Source organism: Pseudomonas sp. 008 (genome assembly GCF_016861935.1).
Taxonomy (GTDB): domain Bacteria; phylum Pseudomonadota; class Gammaproteobacteria; order Pseudomonadales; family Pseudomonadaceae; genus Aquipseudomonas.
Map to the genome: position 1 here is coordinate 45,521 of NZ_BOMA01000005.1, position 14,007 is coordinate 59,527.

At 60.8% G+C, this 14,007-nt stretch carries 9 protein-coding genes; 2 read left to right on the forward strand and 7 right to left on the reverse strand.

Annotation, left to right across the window (positions count from 1 at the left end; genetic code table 11):
- Positions 1-110 precede the first annotated feature (110 nt).
- The 7 genes from JUI81_RS11695 to leuC form a co-directional block, all read right to left on the reverse strand.
- Positions 111-2,777, reverse strand: coding sequence for a FimV/HubP family polar landmark protein (locus JUI81_RS11695; protein ID WP_019582122.1), 2,667 nt, complete (start codon positions 2,775-2,777; stop codon positions 111-113).
- A gap of 208 nt (positions 2,778-2,985) precedes the next feature.
- Complete coding sequence (locus JUI81_RS11700; RefSeq protein WP_019582121.1) at positions 2,986-3,996, reverse strand: aspartate-semialdehyde dehydrogenase; 1,011 nt, start codon at positions 3,994-3,996, stop codon at positions 2,986-2,988.
- A gap of 276 nt (positions 3,997-4,272) precedes the next feature.
- The gene (gene asd / locus JUI81_RS11705) at positions 4,273-5,385 is read right to left on the reverse strand and encodes an aspartate-semialdehyde dehydrogenase (RefSeq protein ID WP_007935182.1); all 1,113 of its coding nucleotides are present in this window, start codon (positions 5,383-5,385) and stop codon (positions 4,273-4,275) included.
- Between the two features lie 68 nt (positions 5,386-5,453).
- Positions 5,454-6,536 carry a 3-isopropylmalate dehydrogenase gene (gene leuB, locus JUI81_RS11710; RefSeq protein WP_007935187.1) on the reverse strand — a complete coding sequence of 361 codons (1,083 nt, stop codon included), beginning with the start codon at positions 6,534-6,536 and terminating at the stop codon, positions 5,454-5,456.
- A gap of 51 nt (positions 6,537-6,587) precedes the next feature.
- Positions 6,588-7,355, reverse strand: a complete 768-nt coding sequence (locus JUI81_RS11715) for a class I SAM-dependent methyltransferase (RefSeq protein WP_019582120.1) — start codon at positions 7,353-7,355, stop codon at positions 6,588-6,590.
- Positions 7,356-7,442: 87 nt separating this feature from the next.
- Entirely contained in the window at positions 7,443-8,087 is a 645-nt protein-coding gene (gene leuD, locus JUI81_RS11720) for a 3-isopropylmalate dehydratase small subunit (RefSeq protein WP_018928097.1), read from the reverse strand.
- 11 nt (positions 8,088-8,098) lie between these two features.
- Positions 8,099-9,517 (reverse strand): 3-isopropylmalate dehydratase large subunit, encoded by a 1,419-nt coding sequence (gene leuC, locus JUI81_RS11725; protein WP_018928098.1) that lies wholly within the window; start codon positions 9,515-9,517, stop codon positions 8,099-8,101.
- Between the two features lie 159 nt (positions 9,518-9,676).
- On the opposite strand from leuC, the gene JUI81_RS11730 reads away from it, so the two are divergent.
- Positions 9,677-10,567, forward strand: a complete 891-nt coding sequence (locus JUI81_RS11730; RefSeq protein WP_028939636.1) for a LysR family transcriptional regulator — start codon at positions 9,677-9,679, stop codon at positions 10,565-10,567.
- An 83-nt stretch (positions 10,568-10,650) separates the two neighbouring features.
- On the forward strand, positions 10,651-13,929 hold the full coding sequence (locus JUI81_RS11735) for a PAS domain S-box protein (protein ID WP_028939637.1): 3,279 nt from the start codon (positions 10,651-10,653) through the stop codon (positions 13,927-13,929).
- The last annotated feature ends 78 nt before the right edge of the window (positions 13,930-14,007 follow it).

Below are 14,007 nucleotides of genomic sequence, written 5' to 3' on the forward strand. Positions count from 1 at the left end.
GATGCCAGCGTAACTGTGACACGGCGTTGAATGTACCAACCTCATCGCATCCCCCAAACAAAAACGGCAGCCTTGATGGGCTACCGTTTTGTTTACGCCTTACCGACGATTCACGCCAGACGCGAGAGCATTTCCTTGGCTTCGCTCTTCTGCCCCGCATCGCCCTCGGTCACCACCTCATTGAGGATGTCCCGAGCGCCGTCATTGTCGCCCATGTCGATGTAGGCCTGGGCCAGGTCGAGTTTGGTGGCGACTTCGTCAGCGCCAGAGAGGAAATCGAGCTCGTCATCTGACGAGGCAAACGCATCTTCCTCGGTGAAGCTTGGCTCGCCGAGGCTCTGGGACAAACGATCCAGCTCGGCATTGACGTCGTTGAGTTCATTTTCAAAGGCGTCAGGCTTATCCGGGGTGGCGTCCATTTCATCGGCCAGCGACAGATCGAAATCAGCCGGCAACTCCAGATCGTCGAGCGGCGCCTCAGTCACCTTTGGCGCCTCAGTGACGGTCGGCGCTTCAGCGACAGGCAAGTCCTTGAGGTCGTCATCCAGGCTCAGCAGGAAGTCGTCTTCAGCCAGAGTCTCTGGGGAAGCATCGCCGCCCAGATCCATGTCCAGGTCGAAGTCCGACAGATCGTCGAGGCTTTCCTTGATTTCAGTCTGTTGTTGCAACACCGACTCAAAGCTCAGGTCGTCGTCCAGCGGAAACTCGTCCAGCTCAGCCAGAGACTCTGGTTCTGGCTCTGGCTCTGGCTCAGGCTGTGGTTGCGGTGCTGGCTCGACTGCAACCGCAGGCGTGATCGGAGTAGCCGCTTCCAGATCGTCGAGACTCAGATCGAAAGCACTGTCAAAGTCAGCCAGTGTCGGTTCCGGGGCTTGCGGCTCGTCCAGCAGCAGCTCCTTGACGTACTGCGCGTCCAGCTCGGCGGCGACAGCCGCGGCGGCCAGACCACCCACCGCCGCGACCACCATGGCCGGGAAACGGCTTTTCAGCTGTTCGACCCGGGCGAAGTTATCGCCGTTGGCCACCAGTTGACGCTCCTGAGCGACGAACGCATCGCGATCGCCCTGCTGACCGTAGACTTCCATCAGCTTCAGGCGCAGGTCGCTGCGTTGCGGCTCTTGCTTGATAGCGTCTTCCAGCAGCGCGGCAGCCTGATTCAGGCGACCGGCCGCGATGTGCGACTGTGCTTGGGCCAAGACGTCGTCAGAGCGTTCGGCGGCAGGCGCAACCAACGGTGCAGCGATCGGTGGCGTCACCACAACCGGGGCAATCACCGGGGCCGGTGCAGGTGCAGGCGTTGGCGCGGTCGCGAGTTTCACGCTTGGCGGTGGAACTTCCAGACCTTCGAAGCTGCTTTCCGGCAGGTCGAGGTCGGTGGAGAACTCTTGCTCCTCAGCCAAGGCACGGGCCATGCGCAGATGTTTTTCTGCTTCTTGCTGAGCTTTGCGGCGACGGGCCAGCAACAACAGCAAGAGCAGCAGAACCACTGCACCGCCACCCACCAGACCCAGCAGGATCGGGTTGGTCAGCAGTTCGTTGAATTTCTGCTCGTCGGACGCCACAGGCGTCGGCTCGACGGCTGGCGCCGGAACGACTTCCGGTGCGGCAGCCTCTGGCGCGGGAGCCGTCGGAGTCGCTTCAACTGGCGTTGCCGCCGGACTGGCTGCCAGCTCGGCCGACATCGCCGGAGCGGTCGTAGCTGCCGGTGCGCCCGCGCCGCCTTCGGCTTGCAGCTTGGCCAACTGATTATTCTTCAGTTCGATCAGGCGCTGCAGCTTGTCCAGCTGGCTTTGCAGGTCGTTCATGCGGCTTTTCAGTTCAGCGTTGTCACGGCGAGCCGTGTCGAGGCTTTCCTGGGTCACGGCCAGCTTGTTGCTCAAGGCTTTCGCATCACCAGCGGCACCTTTGCCACGGCCCTTGCCGGTGTCGGCAGAGACCAGGCTCAGCTTGTCCGTGGCAACTTGCGACGAAGCGCCATCACCACGAGCACGCTTGGTGGCATCGAGTTGCTGCTGCCCACTTCCGGGCTTCGCCACATAGCGACGACCGTGGCGCCATGCAGAGTTCTGCGCCGCGACTTCAGCGATGGCCTTGGGTTGCGGCAGGCTGGCGCTTTGCACCTGATCCGGCAGACGCAGCACCTGGCCGGTTTTCAGCCGGTTGATGTTGCCGTCGATAAAGGCATCCGGGTTCAGCGCCTGGATGGCCAGCATGGTTTGCTGGATCGATCCACCGTTACGCGCCTTCGCGGCGATTTCCCACAGGGTATCGCGCGACGTGGTGGTGTATTGCGTCGATTTGGTCGCACCAGTGACTGGCGCGGTCACCGTTTGGGCTGGCGCCGGTTGCGCGGCGGCATCGGCAGTTTGCGGCGAGAATTTGGACGGATCGAGCAGCACGCTGTAATCGCGCAGCAGACGACCGTTTGGCCACATCACCTGAACCAGGAATTTCACCATCGGTTCAGACAGCGGTTTGCTGGAGGTGATGCGCAGGATGCTTTTGCCGCTGGCGTTAAGCACCGGTGTGAATGTCAGGTCGTTGAGGAACGCCTGACGATCGACACCGGCCTTGGCGAAATCTTCGGGCGAGGCCAGGCTCGGCACCACTTCGGCAGCAGTGAGGTCCTTGACGTCGAGCAACTCGATTTCTGCTACCAGAGGCTGGTTCAGCGTCGATTTCAGGGTCAATTCCCCAAGCCCGAGGGCATGCGCCATACCGGAGGACAGCGCCGAGGCGGCCGCTATTGCTAACACCAGTTTGCGAACTTGAACCATAGCCTCATCCTTTGTTTGAACATTCCTCGGCCAGCGAGAAGGTGTTGATTGCCGCTGCCGTAAGGCGTTGCGCGCGACGGCGAAGGGTCGTCGCGCGCGATCGTTTCATTCATGCGACGAAAGCCCTGCGGGATGGCTCGCCTCAAGCATTCCAACCAAACATGGTGTTCGGCTGGAACCACTAGAAAAAATTGTTGCCAAGTATCTTTTACAGCAGGTCTTTTATCAACAATTCAGCCACCTGCACAGCATTGAGCGCGGCGCCTTTGCGTACGTTATCTGACGTCAGCCACACGTTAAGTTCCGCCGGGTCGTCGATCCCGCTGCGAACCCGACCAACGTAAACCACGTCCTGCCCTACCGCATCGCCCACCGGAGTCGGGTAATCGCCCGCCTCGACCAGCTCGATACCGGGCGCCGCTTCCAGTGCCGCGTTGACTTTCGCCAGGTCGACAGCACTCGATGACTGCAAGGTCACGCTATAGCTATCGCCAAAAAACACCGGGGCTTGAATGCAAGTGACGGAAATCTTTAATAAAGGCAGCGACAAGACCTGACGCAGCTCGCGCACCAGACGCTTTTCCAGCAACGTGTGGCCCTGAGCATCGGGCGCACCGACTTGCGCCAACAGGTTAAAAGCCATCTGCCGATCGAAGAATGCCGGCTCCAGCGGACGCACGTTGAGCAGTTCGGCGGTTTGCCGGGCCAGCTCGCTGACGGCTTCACGGCCCTGGGCGGATACCGCCAGGCACGCCGTCAGGCTGATGCGTTGCAGGTCGAGCAAGTCGAGCAGCGGCGCCAGCACCACCGCCAGCGCTGTCGCCGAAGGGCTTGGGCTGCTGACCTGGAAGGGCTTTTTCAGGCCAGCAAGAATTGCGGCATTGGCCTCGGGCACCACTTGCGGCGCCTGATCGGCCGGCAACGCGCCGGACAGGTCGATCAGCGAGCAACCGGCGGCCGTAGCGCGCGGGGCGAAACTGAGGGTCACCGCCGGGCCGGCGGCGAAGAACACCAACTGGACTTTGCTGAAGTCGAACTCATCGACTTCGCGCACCCGCACGTTCTTGCCGCGAAACGGCACCGAGTGTCCGGCCGATTCACTGCTCGCCAGCAGGTGCAGATTTCCGACCGGGAAGTCGCGTTCTTCGAGAATCTGGACGAGTGTTTCGCCGACAGTACCGGTGGCGCCGATCACGGCAATATCGAAGGACTGGCTCATGGTTCTACCTCTGGCGAAACGGGGGGAGCGGCACTTTACCGGGTGGTTGGTGGTGAGGCAATGAATGGGGAAGCCTTGTAGCAGCTGCCGAAGGCTGCGTTCGAGGACGAAGTCCTCGTCATGGCGATCCCGATCATTCAGGCAAACCGCGCGCGCAGGGTTTACGACCGCTGCGCAGCCGGACGCAGGCTTCGCCAGCTGCTACAGAAGTTGGATGGCGCGCATAAAAAACCCGCACCTCTTTCAAGGCGCGGGTTCTTTCATTGCATCAATCGATCAACGCTCAAGCAGGATCCGCAGCATGCGACGCAGCGGCTCGGCCGCACCCCACAGCAGTTGGTCGCCGACGGTGAAGGCACCGACGAATTGCGACCCCATGTTCAGCTTGCGCAGACGACCGACCGGCACGTTCAGGGTGCCGGTGACTTTCGTCGGGCTCAGCTCCTGCATGCTGATTTCACGGTTGTTCGGCACCAGCTTGACCCAAGGGTTGTGCTGGCTGATCAGCCCTTCGATATCAGCGATCGGCACGTCTTTGTTCAGCTTGATGGTCAGCGCCTGGCTGTGGCAACGCATGGCGCCGATGCGCACGCAGATGCCGTCCACCGGGATCGGGCTCTTGAAGCGACCAAGGATCTTGTTGGTTTCGGCCTGGGCCTTCCACTCTTCACGGCTCTGGCCGTTCGGCAGTTCCTTGTCGATCCAAGGGATCAGGCTGCCGGCCAGCGGTACGCCGAAGTTTTCGGTCGGGTACGCGTCGCTGCGCATGGCTTCGGCAACACGGCGGTCGATGTCCAGGATGGCGCTGGCCGGATCGGCCAGTTGATCGGCGACAGCGCCGTGGGTCACACCCATTTGCTTGATCAGCTCACGCATGTGCTGCGCGCCGCCACCGGAGGCCGCCTGATAGGTCATGGCGCTCATCCACTCCACCAGACCGGCTTCGAACAGACCGCCCAGGCCCATCAGCATCAGACTGACAGTGCAGTTGCCGCCGATGTAGTTTTTGGTGCCCGCGTCGAGCTGCTGGTCGATGACCTTGCGGTTGACCGGGTCCAGCACGATCACCGCGTCATCCTGCATGCGCAGGCTGGAAGCGGCGTCGATCCAGTAACCCTGCCAGCCGGCTTCGCGCAGCTTCGGGAACACTTCGCTGGTGTAGTCGCCACCTTGGCAGGTCAGAATCACGTCGAGGGTTTTCAGCTCTTCAATGCTGTAAGCGTCCTTGAGCGGAGCAATGTCCTTGCCCACGGACGGGCCTTGGCCACCGACATTGGAAGTGGTGAAAAACACCGGCTCGATAAGATCGAAATCCTGCTCTTCCAGCATCCGCTGCATGAGCACGGAACCGACCATGCCGCGCCAACCGATCAGACCTACACGTTTCATCGCAACTACACCTTCTTGAAAAGTGGGCCGCTGCTTTCAAGGTTGAAAATTGCAGCGGGCCAGAGAGATTACAGATTCCGCAGCGCGGCGACTACTGCGTCGCCCATTTCCTGTGTACCGACCTTGGTGCAACCAGCCGACCAGATGTCGCCCGTACGCAGACCCTGATCCAAAACCAGGCTCACGGCCTTCTCGATGGCATCGGCCGCATCCTGCAGATTGAAGCTGTAACGCAGCATCATCGACACCGACAAAATGGTCGCCAACGGGTTGGCAATGCCCTTGCCAGCGATGTCCGGCGCCGAACCGTGGCACGGCTCGTACATGCCTTTGTTGTTGGCATCCAAAGACGCCGACGGCAGCATGCCGATGGAACCGGTGAGCATCGACGCTTCGTCGGAAAGAATGTCACCGAACAGGTTGTCGGTGACGATCACGTCGAACTGCTTCGGTGCACGCACCAGTTGCATGGCGGCGTTGTCGACGTACATGTGGCTCAGTTCGACGTCCGGGTAGTCCTTGGCCACTTGCTCGACGATTTCACGCCACAGCTGGCTGGAAGCCAGCACGTTGGCCTTGTCCACCGAGCACAGCTTCTTGCCGCGTACGCGGGCCATGTCGAAACCGACACGGGCGATACGACGGATTTCAGTTTCGCTGTATGGCAGCGTGTCGTAGGCCTGGCGCTCGCCGTTTTCCAGTTCGCGCACGCCACGTGGCGCGCCGAAGTAGATACCGCCGGTCAGTTCACGGACGATCAGGATGTCCAGGCCGGCAACGATTTCTGCCTTCAGGCTGGAAGCCTCGGCCAGTTGTGGGTACAGGATCGCCGGACGCAGGTTGCCGAACAGGCCCAGTTGCGCACGGATTTTCAGCAGACCGCGCTCAGGGCGGATGTCACGCTCGATGGTGTCCCATTTCGGGCCGCCCACGGCGCCCAGCAGCACAGCATCGGCTGCGCGTGCACGGGCCAGGGTCTCATCGGCCAGCGGCACGCCGTGCTTGTCGATGGCGGCGCCACCGATCACGTCATGGCTCAGTTCGAAGCCCAGGCTGTACTTGTCGTTTGCCAGCTCCAGCACCTTGACCGCTTCGGCCATGATTTCCGGGCCAATACCGTCGCCTGGGAGAATCAGAATCTGCTTGCTCATGCTTTCCTCATGTCATCAGTCGGCGCGCCCTGGGGCGCGCCCGGAAAAATTCTATCGTTCAGCCATCAGCACCAACACATCGGTACTGAACGAACCATCGGCCTCAATCTCAAAATATTCGCGCACCTCGTTGCCCATCGATTGCTGCAACTCGAGGATTGCCGCGCGCATCACCTGCGGCGTGCGCATGCGCTCGACCCAGGAGGTGTACTCCAGGCGCAACCGTTGACGCGTGGTACTGCGGGTATGCAACCCCGCTTCGCTGACCTGACGCAACCACTCGCCCGCAGAATAATCGCGCACGTGGCTGGTGTCGCGCAGCACTTCGACGCTTTGCAGGTAAGTGTCGAACAACGGGCTGCCCGGCGACAACACATCGATAAACGCCGCCACCCCGCCCGGTTTCAGCACCCGGCGAACTTCGCGCAGGGCCACACCGAGGTCGCTCCAATGGTGCGCCGAATAGCGGCTGAAGACGAAATCGAACTCGCCATCGGCGAACGGCAGACGCTCGGCGGCGCCGTTGACCGTGGTCACATTACTCAAACCCCGGTCGATAGCAGCGGCGGCGACTACATCGAGCATCTGCTGGGACAGGTCGTAAGCGACTACTTCCTTGACCAGCGAGGCCACATGAAAACTCACATGACCGGCGCCGCAACCCAGGTCCAGTACCCGGGCTTCGCCCTGCCCCGCCAGTTCAGCCTGTAGCAGCGCGAACTCGGTGCCTTGAGCGTGTACGGCGCTGCTCAGATAGGCCGAGGCCTGTTCACCGAATTGTTTTTGGACTACTTGGCTGTGCTGGGCGGTGCTGGTCATCGGGACTTCCTTTTTAGGTTTAACCTTGCGCTGCCTGGGCCTGCCCGCGAAGAGGCCGACCCTGATTACATCGATTCCTGATCAATCTCAGGCGTCGCGAAACAACCATGGCTGGCTTGCGCGGTGTTTGGCTTCAAACGTCGCAATCGCCTCGTGATCCTGCAAAGTCAGACCGATATCGTCGAGACCATTCAACAGGCAGTGCTTACGGAAAGCATCGATCTCGAAACTCAGCACTTTACCGTCCGGACGGGTCACGGTCTGGGCCTGCAAATCGATCTGCAACTGGTAGCCCGGGTTCGCTTCAACCTGCTTGAACAGCTCATCGACTTCAGCGTCACTCAAGATGATCGGCAGCAAGCCGTTCTTGAAGCTGTTGTTGAAGAAGATGTCGGCGTAGCTCGGTGCGATGATGCTGCGGAAACCGTACTCTTCCAGTGCCCACGGCGCGTGCTCGCGGCTGGAGCCGCAACCGAAGTTCTCGCGGGCCAGCAACACGCTGGCGCCTTGATAACGCTCGGCGTTGAGGACGAAGTCCTTGTTCAGCGGGCGCTTGGAGTTGTCCTGATACGGCTGGCCAACGTCCAGATAACGCCATTCATCGAACAGGTTCGGACCGAAACCGGTGCGCTTGATCGACTTCAAGAACTGCTTCGGGATGATCTGGTCGGTGTCGACGTTGGCACGATCCAAAGGCGCGACAAGACCAGTGTGCTGGGTAAAAGCTTTCATGCTGCGCTCCTTTAGATCAATTCACGGACGTCGACGAAACGACCGTTCACAGCGGCGGCGGCGGCCATGGCCGGGCTGACGAGGTGGGTACGACCACCGGCGCCCTGACGGCCTTCGAAGTTACGGTTGGAGGTCGACGCGCAATGCTCGCCCGATTCCAAACGGTCCGGGTTCATCGCCAGGCACATCGAGCAGCCAGGCTCACGCCATTCAAAACCGGCCTCGATAAAAATCTTGTCCAGGCCTTCGGATTCAGCCTGAGCCTTCACCAGCCCCGAACCCGGCACCACGATGGCTTGCTTGATGGTCGAAGCCACTTTGCGGCCCTTGGCGATCACCGCGGCGGCGCGCAGGTCTTCGATCCGCGAGTTGGTGCAGGAACCAATGAATACGCGGTCCAGCTGAATGTCGGTGATCGCCTGATTGGCGGTCAAACCCATGTATTTCAAGGCGCGTTCGATGGAGTCACGCTTGACCAGGTCCATTTCCTTGGCCGGATCCGGCACGTTCTGGTCCACGGCCAACACCATCTCAGGCGAGGTGCCCCAGCTGACTTGCGGCTTGATCTGAGAGGCATCGAGCTCGACGATGGTGTCGAACTTGGCATCGGCGTCGGAGACCAGGTCTTTCCAGGCTTCGACGGCCAAATCCCATTCCGCGCCCTTCGGAGCAAATGGACGGCCCTTGACGTAAGCCACGGTTTTTTCGTCAGCGGCCACCAGGCCAACACGGGCGCCGGCTTCGATGGACATGTTGCAGATGGTCATGCGGCCTTCAACGGACAAGTCGCGAATCGCGCTACCGGCGAATTCGATGGCATGGCCATTACCGCCGGCGGTGCCGATCTTGCCGATTACGGCGAGGACGATGTCCTTGGCGGTCACGCCGAACGGCAATTTGCCCTCGACCAACACCAGCATGTTCTTCATTTTCTTGGCGACCAGGCACTGAGTGGCGAGCACGTGCTCGACCTCGGAGGTGCCGATACCGTGAGCCAGGGCACCGAATGCGCCGTGGGTCGAGGTGTGGGAGTCGCCGCAGACCACGGTCATGCCCGGCAAGGTGGCACCCTGCTCCGGGCCGATGACGTGGACGATCCCTTGGCGGACGTCATTCATCTTGAATTCGACGATGCCGTATTCGTCACAGTTATCGTCGAGGGTCTGAACCTGCAAACGCGAGACCTGGTCGACGATCGCTTCGATGCCGCCCTTGCGCTCCGGGGTGGTCGGTACGTTGTGGTCCGGGGTCGCGATGTTGGCATCGATGCGCCAAGGCTTGCGCCCGGCCAGACGCAGGCCTTCGAAGGCTTGCGGCGAGGTCACTTCGTGGATGATGTGACGATCGATGTAGATCAGCGCAGAGCCATCGTCGCGCTGCTTGACCAAATGCGAATCCCAGAGCTTGTCGTAGAGCGTTTTGCCGGCCATCAGACGGTTTCCTCATCAGCTTGTTTCTATGCCCCGGATCTTGAGTAATTCAATAACCCCTTGGCTTGTGAGGTCGATCCTAGGGGGTTACATTAAATAACTCAAATTCATATTTTTTATGCTTTGCATAACCAACTGGAATGCCACTGAGACCTCATTATGGACCTCGCCAACCTCAACGCTTTTATCGCGATTGCCGAGACCGGAAGCTTCTCCGGCGCCGGCGAACGGCTGCACCTGACGCAACCGGCCATCAGCAAGCGCATCGCCGGGCTGGAGCAGCAATTGAAGGTGCGACTGTTCGATCGACTGGGCCGCGAAGTCGGCCTGACCGAAGCCGGCCGCGCCTTGCTGCCACGGGCCTATCAGATCCTCAATGTACTGGATGACACCCGCCGCGCCCTGACCAACCTGACTGGCGAAGTGACCGGTCGTCTGACATTGGCCACCAGCCATCACATCGGCCTGCATCGCTTGCCGCCCTTATTAAGGGAGTTCACCCGACGTTACCCGCAAGTGGCGCTGGATATTCAGTTCCTCGATTCGGAAGTGGCCTACGAAGAAATCCTCCATGGCCGCGCTGAACTGGCAGTCATCACCCTTGCACCGGAACCTCACACATTGGTCAAGGCCATGCCCGTGTGGGACGACCCGCTGGATTTCGTGGCCGCCCCGGAGCATCCGCTGATCAGCAACGGCGCGGTCAGCCTGGCGGATATTGCCTTGCACCCCGCGGTTTTCCCCGGCGGCAACACCTTTACCCACCACATCGTGCAACGCCTGTTCGAAGCCCAGGGCCTGACGCCGAACATCGCCATGAGCACCAATTATCTGGAAACCATCAAGATGATGGTCTCGATCGGCCTGGCCTGGAGTGTTTTGCCGCGCACCATGCTGGATGAACAAGTGGCGCGCATACCTTTGCCGGGCATACAGCTCACTCGCCAGCTAGGCTATATCCTGCACACCGAACGGACGCTGTCGAACGCGGCAAAGGCCTTCATGGCTTTGCTGGATGCACAAATCGATCAGCCAGGGACTCGCGGCTAAGCTGTGCTTCTTCTTTTGTGCTACGCCTATAGAGCCCCAAAACCCTGTGCCTAACGCCCAATTCAGCCCAAGGCCTGTCATCCATGCCCAAATCTGTTGAACGTATGCCGCCAATGCCGCGAATTCAGGCAATTGACCCAAAACGGTCCGAGCAGAGCTGGGAAAGTGCCCCACAGTTGCTCGCGGCCCTCAATGGTGCCCGACTGGGCGCCTGGTATTGGGACATCGAGCGCGGGCAGATCAGCTGGTCACGGGGCACTCAGGCGTTGTTCGGCTTCGATCCCCGACAACCGTTGCCCGAGGATCTGGAATACCTCGACCTGCTGCCCCAGGAGGATCGGGCGAAAGCCATCCGCGCCTTCAATGCAGTGATCGCCGGCGCCCCGCTGGAGCAGGCCATGCACCACCGCATCCGCTGGCCCGACGGCAGCCTGCACTGGCTGGAAATCAACGGCAGCCTGCTACCGGACAAAAACGGCCGGCCACGAATGATCGGGGTCATCCGTGAAATCACCCACCAGCGCCAGCGTGAACAAGCGCTGAGCAGCTCGGAAAAACGCTTCGCCACGCTGTTTCACCTGTGCCCGAACATGGTGCTGCTGACCCGACAGGAAGACGGCCTGATCAGCGAAGCCAACCAGTACTTCGAAAGCCTGTTCGGCTGGCCGGTGCAAGACGCAATCGGCCGAACCACGCTGGAACTGGGCCTTTGGGTCAACCCGGAGCAACGGGCGGAACTGGTCAAGGCCACCAAGGCCAAAGGCGAGCTGATCAACATGGAGGTGCAATTTCGCGCCAGCAATGGGCAGGTTCACGACGGCATTCTCAGCGCACAAAAGGTCGAGCTCGAAGGCCAGCCCTATCTGCTGAGCACATTCCTTGACACTACCGAACGCAAAATCGCCGAGCACGCCCTCAAAGACAGCCAGGAACGCCTCGACCTGGCCCTGGATTCAGCACAACTCGGCACCTGGGACTGGCACATCCCCAGCGGCATGCTTTATGGCTCGGCGCGGGCCGCTCAGCTGCACGGGCTGGAGCCCAAACCCTTCCATGAGTCCTTCGATGCGTTTTTCGAAGGTGTACCCGGCGAAGAACGCGACACCATGCGCGACGCTTACCGCAGCTTACGCGAAGGCCCGGCCGGCAATTATCAACTGACCTACCGCGTGCAACTGCCGGACGGCAGTTCGCGCTACCTGGAAAGCCGCGCTAGGCTCTACCGCGATGACGACGGCAACCCGCTGCGCATGGCCGGCACATTGCTGGACATCACCGAGCAAGTGGAGCGCGAACAGCAACTGATAGCGTCGGAAGAGAAATTTGCCACGTTGTTCCAGGTCAGCCCCGACCCGATCTGCGTCACGCGCCAGGACACCGGCCACTTCATCGAGATCAACTCCAGCTTCACCCAGACGTTCGGCTGGAGCACCACCGACGTCATCGGCCGCAGCGCCGACGAAATCGGCCTGTGGGACGCCTCGGCGAAAAGCCTGCAAAGGATCGAGCGGGTCATCCGCGAACAGGGCCTGAACAATGTGGCGATCATCGTTCAACACAAGGACGGGCAATCCCTGACCTGCGTGATCTCCAGCCGCCAGATCAGCGTCGGCGACCAGCCGTGCATCGTCACCACCCTGCGCGACATCACCCAACAGCAACGCTCGGAAGCGGCGCTCAAGGCCAGCGAAGAGAAGTTCGCCAAGGCCTTCCACTCAAGCCCCGACGCCATCACCATTACCGAGCGAGACACTGGACGCTATCTGGAGGTTAACGACGGCTTCTGCCGCCTGACCGGCTACCGTGCCGATGAAGTGGTGGGCCGCACGGTGTATCAGGTCGGCATCTGGGCCGAGGAGAAACAACGCTCGGCGTTGCTGGCCGAACTACAGATCAAGGGCCGGGTTCACCACCTGGAAATGCTCGGGCGCAACAAGCGCGGCGAGTTGCTGACCGTCGAAGTCTCGGTGGAACCGATCACCCTCAACGAAACCGCCTGCCTGCTGCTGACCGCCCGGGACGTCAGCCTGCTGAAAAATGCCGAAGCGCAGATCCGTCACCTGGCCTACCACGACCCGCTGACCAACCTGCCGAACCGCGCGCTGTTGATGGACCGCCTGAGCCAGCAGATCGCCCTGCTCAAGCGCCACAACTTGCGTGGCGCCCTGATGTTCCTCGACCTCGACCACTTCAAGCACATCAACGACTCCCTCGGCCACCCGGTGGGCGATACGGTGCTGAAAATCATCACCGCGCGCCTTGAAGCCAGCGTACGCATGGAAGACACCGTCGCACGCCTGGGCGGCGATGAGTTCGTGGTGCTGCTCAGTGGCCTGGAAGGCTCGCGCAGCGACGTCAGCGCTCAAGTCCGGGAACTGGCGGATACCTTGCGCGAATTGCTGTCCGAACCGATGTTCCTCGATGGACAGCGCCTGCAAGTGACGCCGAGCATCGGCATCGCGCTGATCCCCGACCACGGCTCGACCCCGACCGACCTGCTCAAGCGCGCCGATATCGCCCTCTATCGCGCCAAAGACTCGGGCCGCAACACCACGCAGATGTATCACAACACCATGCAGAAGGCCGCCAGCGAACGCCTGCGCATGGAGACCGACCTGCGCCTGGCCCTTTCCCGGGGTGAATTCAGCGTGCAATACCAGCCTCAGGTGGACGCCCGCAACAACCGCATTACCGGCGCCGAAGCCCTGGTGCGCTGGCACCATCCGCAACTGGGCGCGCAATCGCCGACCGAGTTCATCAAGGTGCTGGAAGACAGCGGGCTGATTCTGGAAGTCGGCACATGGATCCTCGACGAAGCCTGTGCGGCCTTCAAAAGCCTGATCGCCAAAGGCCTGATCGACCCGCTCAATTTCAGCCTGTGCGTGAATATCAGCCCGCGACAATTCCGCCAGAACGACTTCGTCGAACGCATCGAGCACAGCCTCGGCAGCCACGACCTGCCCTGCTCGTTACTGAAACTGGAAATCACCGAAGGCATCGTCATCCAGAACCTGGACGACACCATCAGCAAAATGCGACGCCTGAAAAAACTCGGCGTGAGCTTTGCCATGGACGATTTCGGTACCGGTTACTCCTCGCTGACCTACCTCAAGCGCCTGCCGGTCGACACCCTGAAAATCGACCAGTCGTTCATCCGCGACGCCACCACCGACCCCAACGATGCCGAAATCATTCGCGCCATCGTCGCCATGGCCCGCAGCCTGGAGCTGGAAGTGATTGCCGAAGGGGTGGAAACCGAGGAGCAACTGGAGTTTTTGCAAGGGCTGGGCTGCCATTTGTATCAGGGGTATTTGCACAGCCGGCCGTTGCTGGTCGAGGAGTTTCAGAAACTGCTCAAATAAACCCGTAGCAGCTGCTACAAATAGGTGTAAATCTTATTCAGGACGGGATAACGGACAAAAAAAGGGCGCCAGTGGATG

Coding starts and splice junctions, on each gene's coding strand:
- JUI81_RS11695 (WP_019582122.1), bottom strand. CDS start 2,777: ATGGTTCAAGTTCGCAAACTGGTGTTAGCAATAGCGGCCGCCTCGGCG.
- JUI81_RS11700 (WP_019582121.1), bottom strand. CDS start 3,996: ATGAGCCAGTCCTTCGATATTGCCGTGATCGGCGCCACCGGTACTGTC.
- asd (WP_007935182.1), bottom strand. CDS start 5,385: ATGAAACGTGTAGGTCTGATCGGTTGGCGCGGCATGGTCGGTTCCGTG.
- leuB (WP_007935187.1), bottom strand. CDS start 6,536: ATGAGCAAGCAGATTCTGATTCTCCCAGGCGACGGTATTGGCCCGGAA.
- JUI81_RS11715 (WP_019582120.1), bottom strand. CDS start 7,355: ATGACCAGCACCGCCCAGCACAGCCAAGTAGTCCAAAAACAATTCGGT.
- leuD (WP_018928097.1), bottom strand. CDS start 8,087: ATGAAAGCTTTTACCCAGCACACTGGTCTTGTCGCGCCTTTGGATCGT.
- leuC (WP_018928098.1), bottom strand. CDS start 9,517: ATGGCCGGCAAAACGCTCTACGACAAGCTCTGGGATTCGCATTTGGTC.
- JUI81_RS11730 (WP_028939636.1), top strand. CDS start 9,677: ATGGACCTCGCCAACCTCAACGCTTTTATCGCGATTGCCGAGACCGGA.
- JUI81_RS11735 (WP_028939637.1), top strand. CDS start 10,651: ATGCCCAAATCTGTTGAACGTATGCCGCCAATGCCGCGAATTCAGGCA.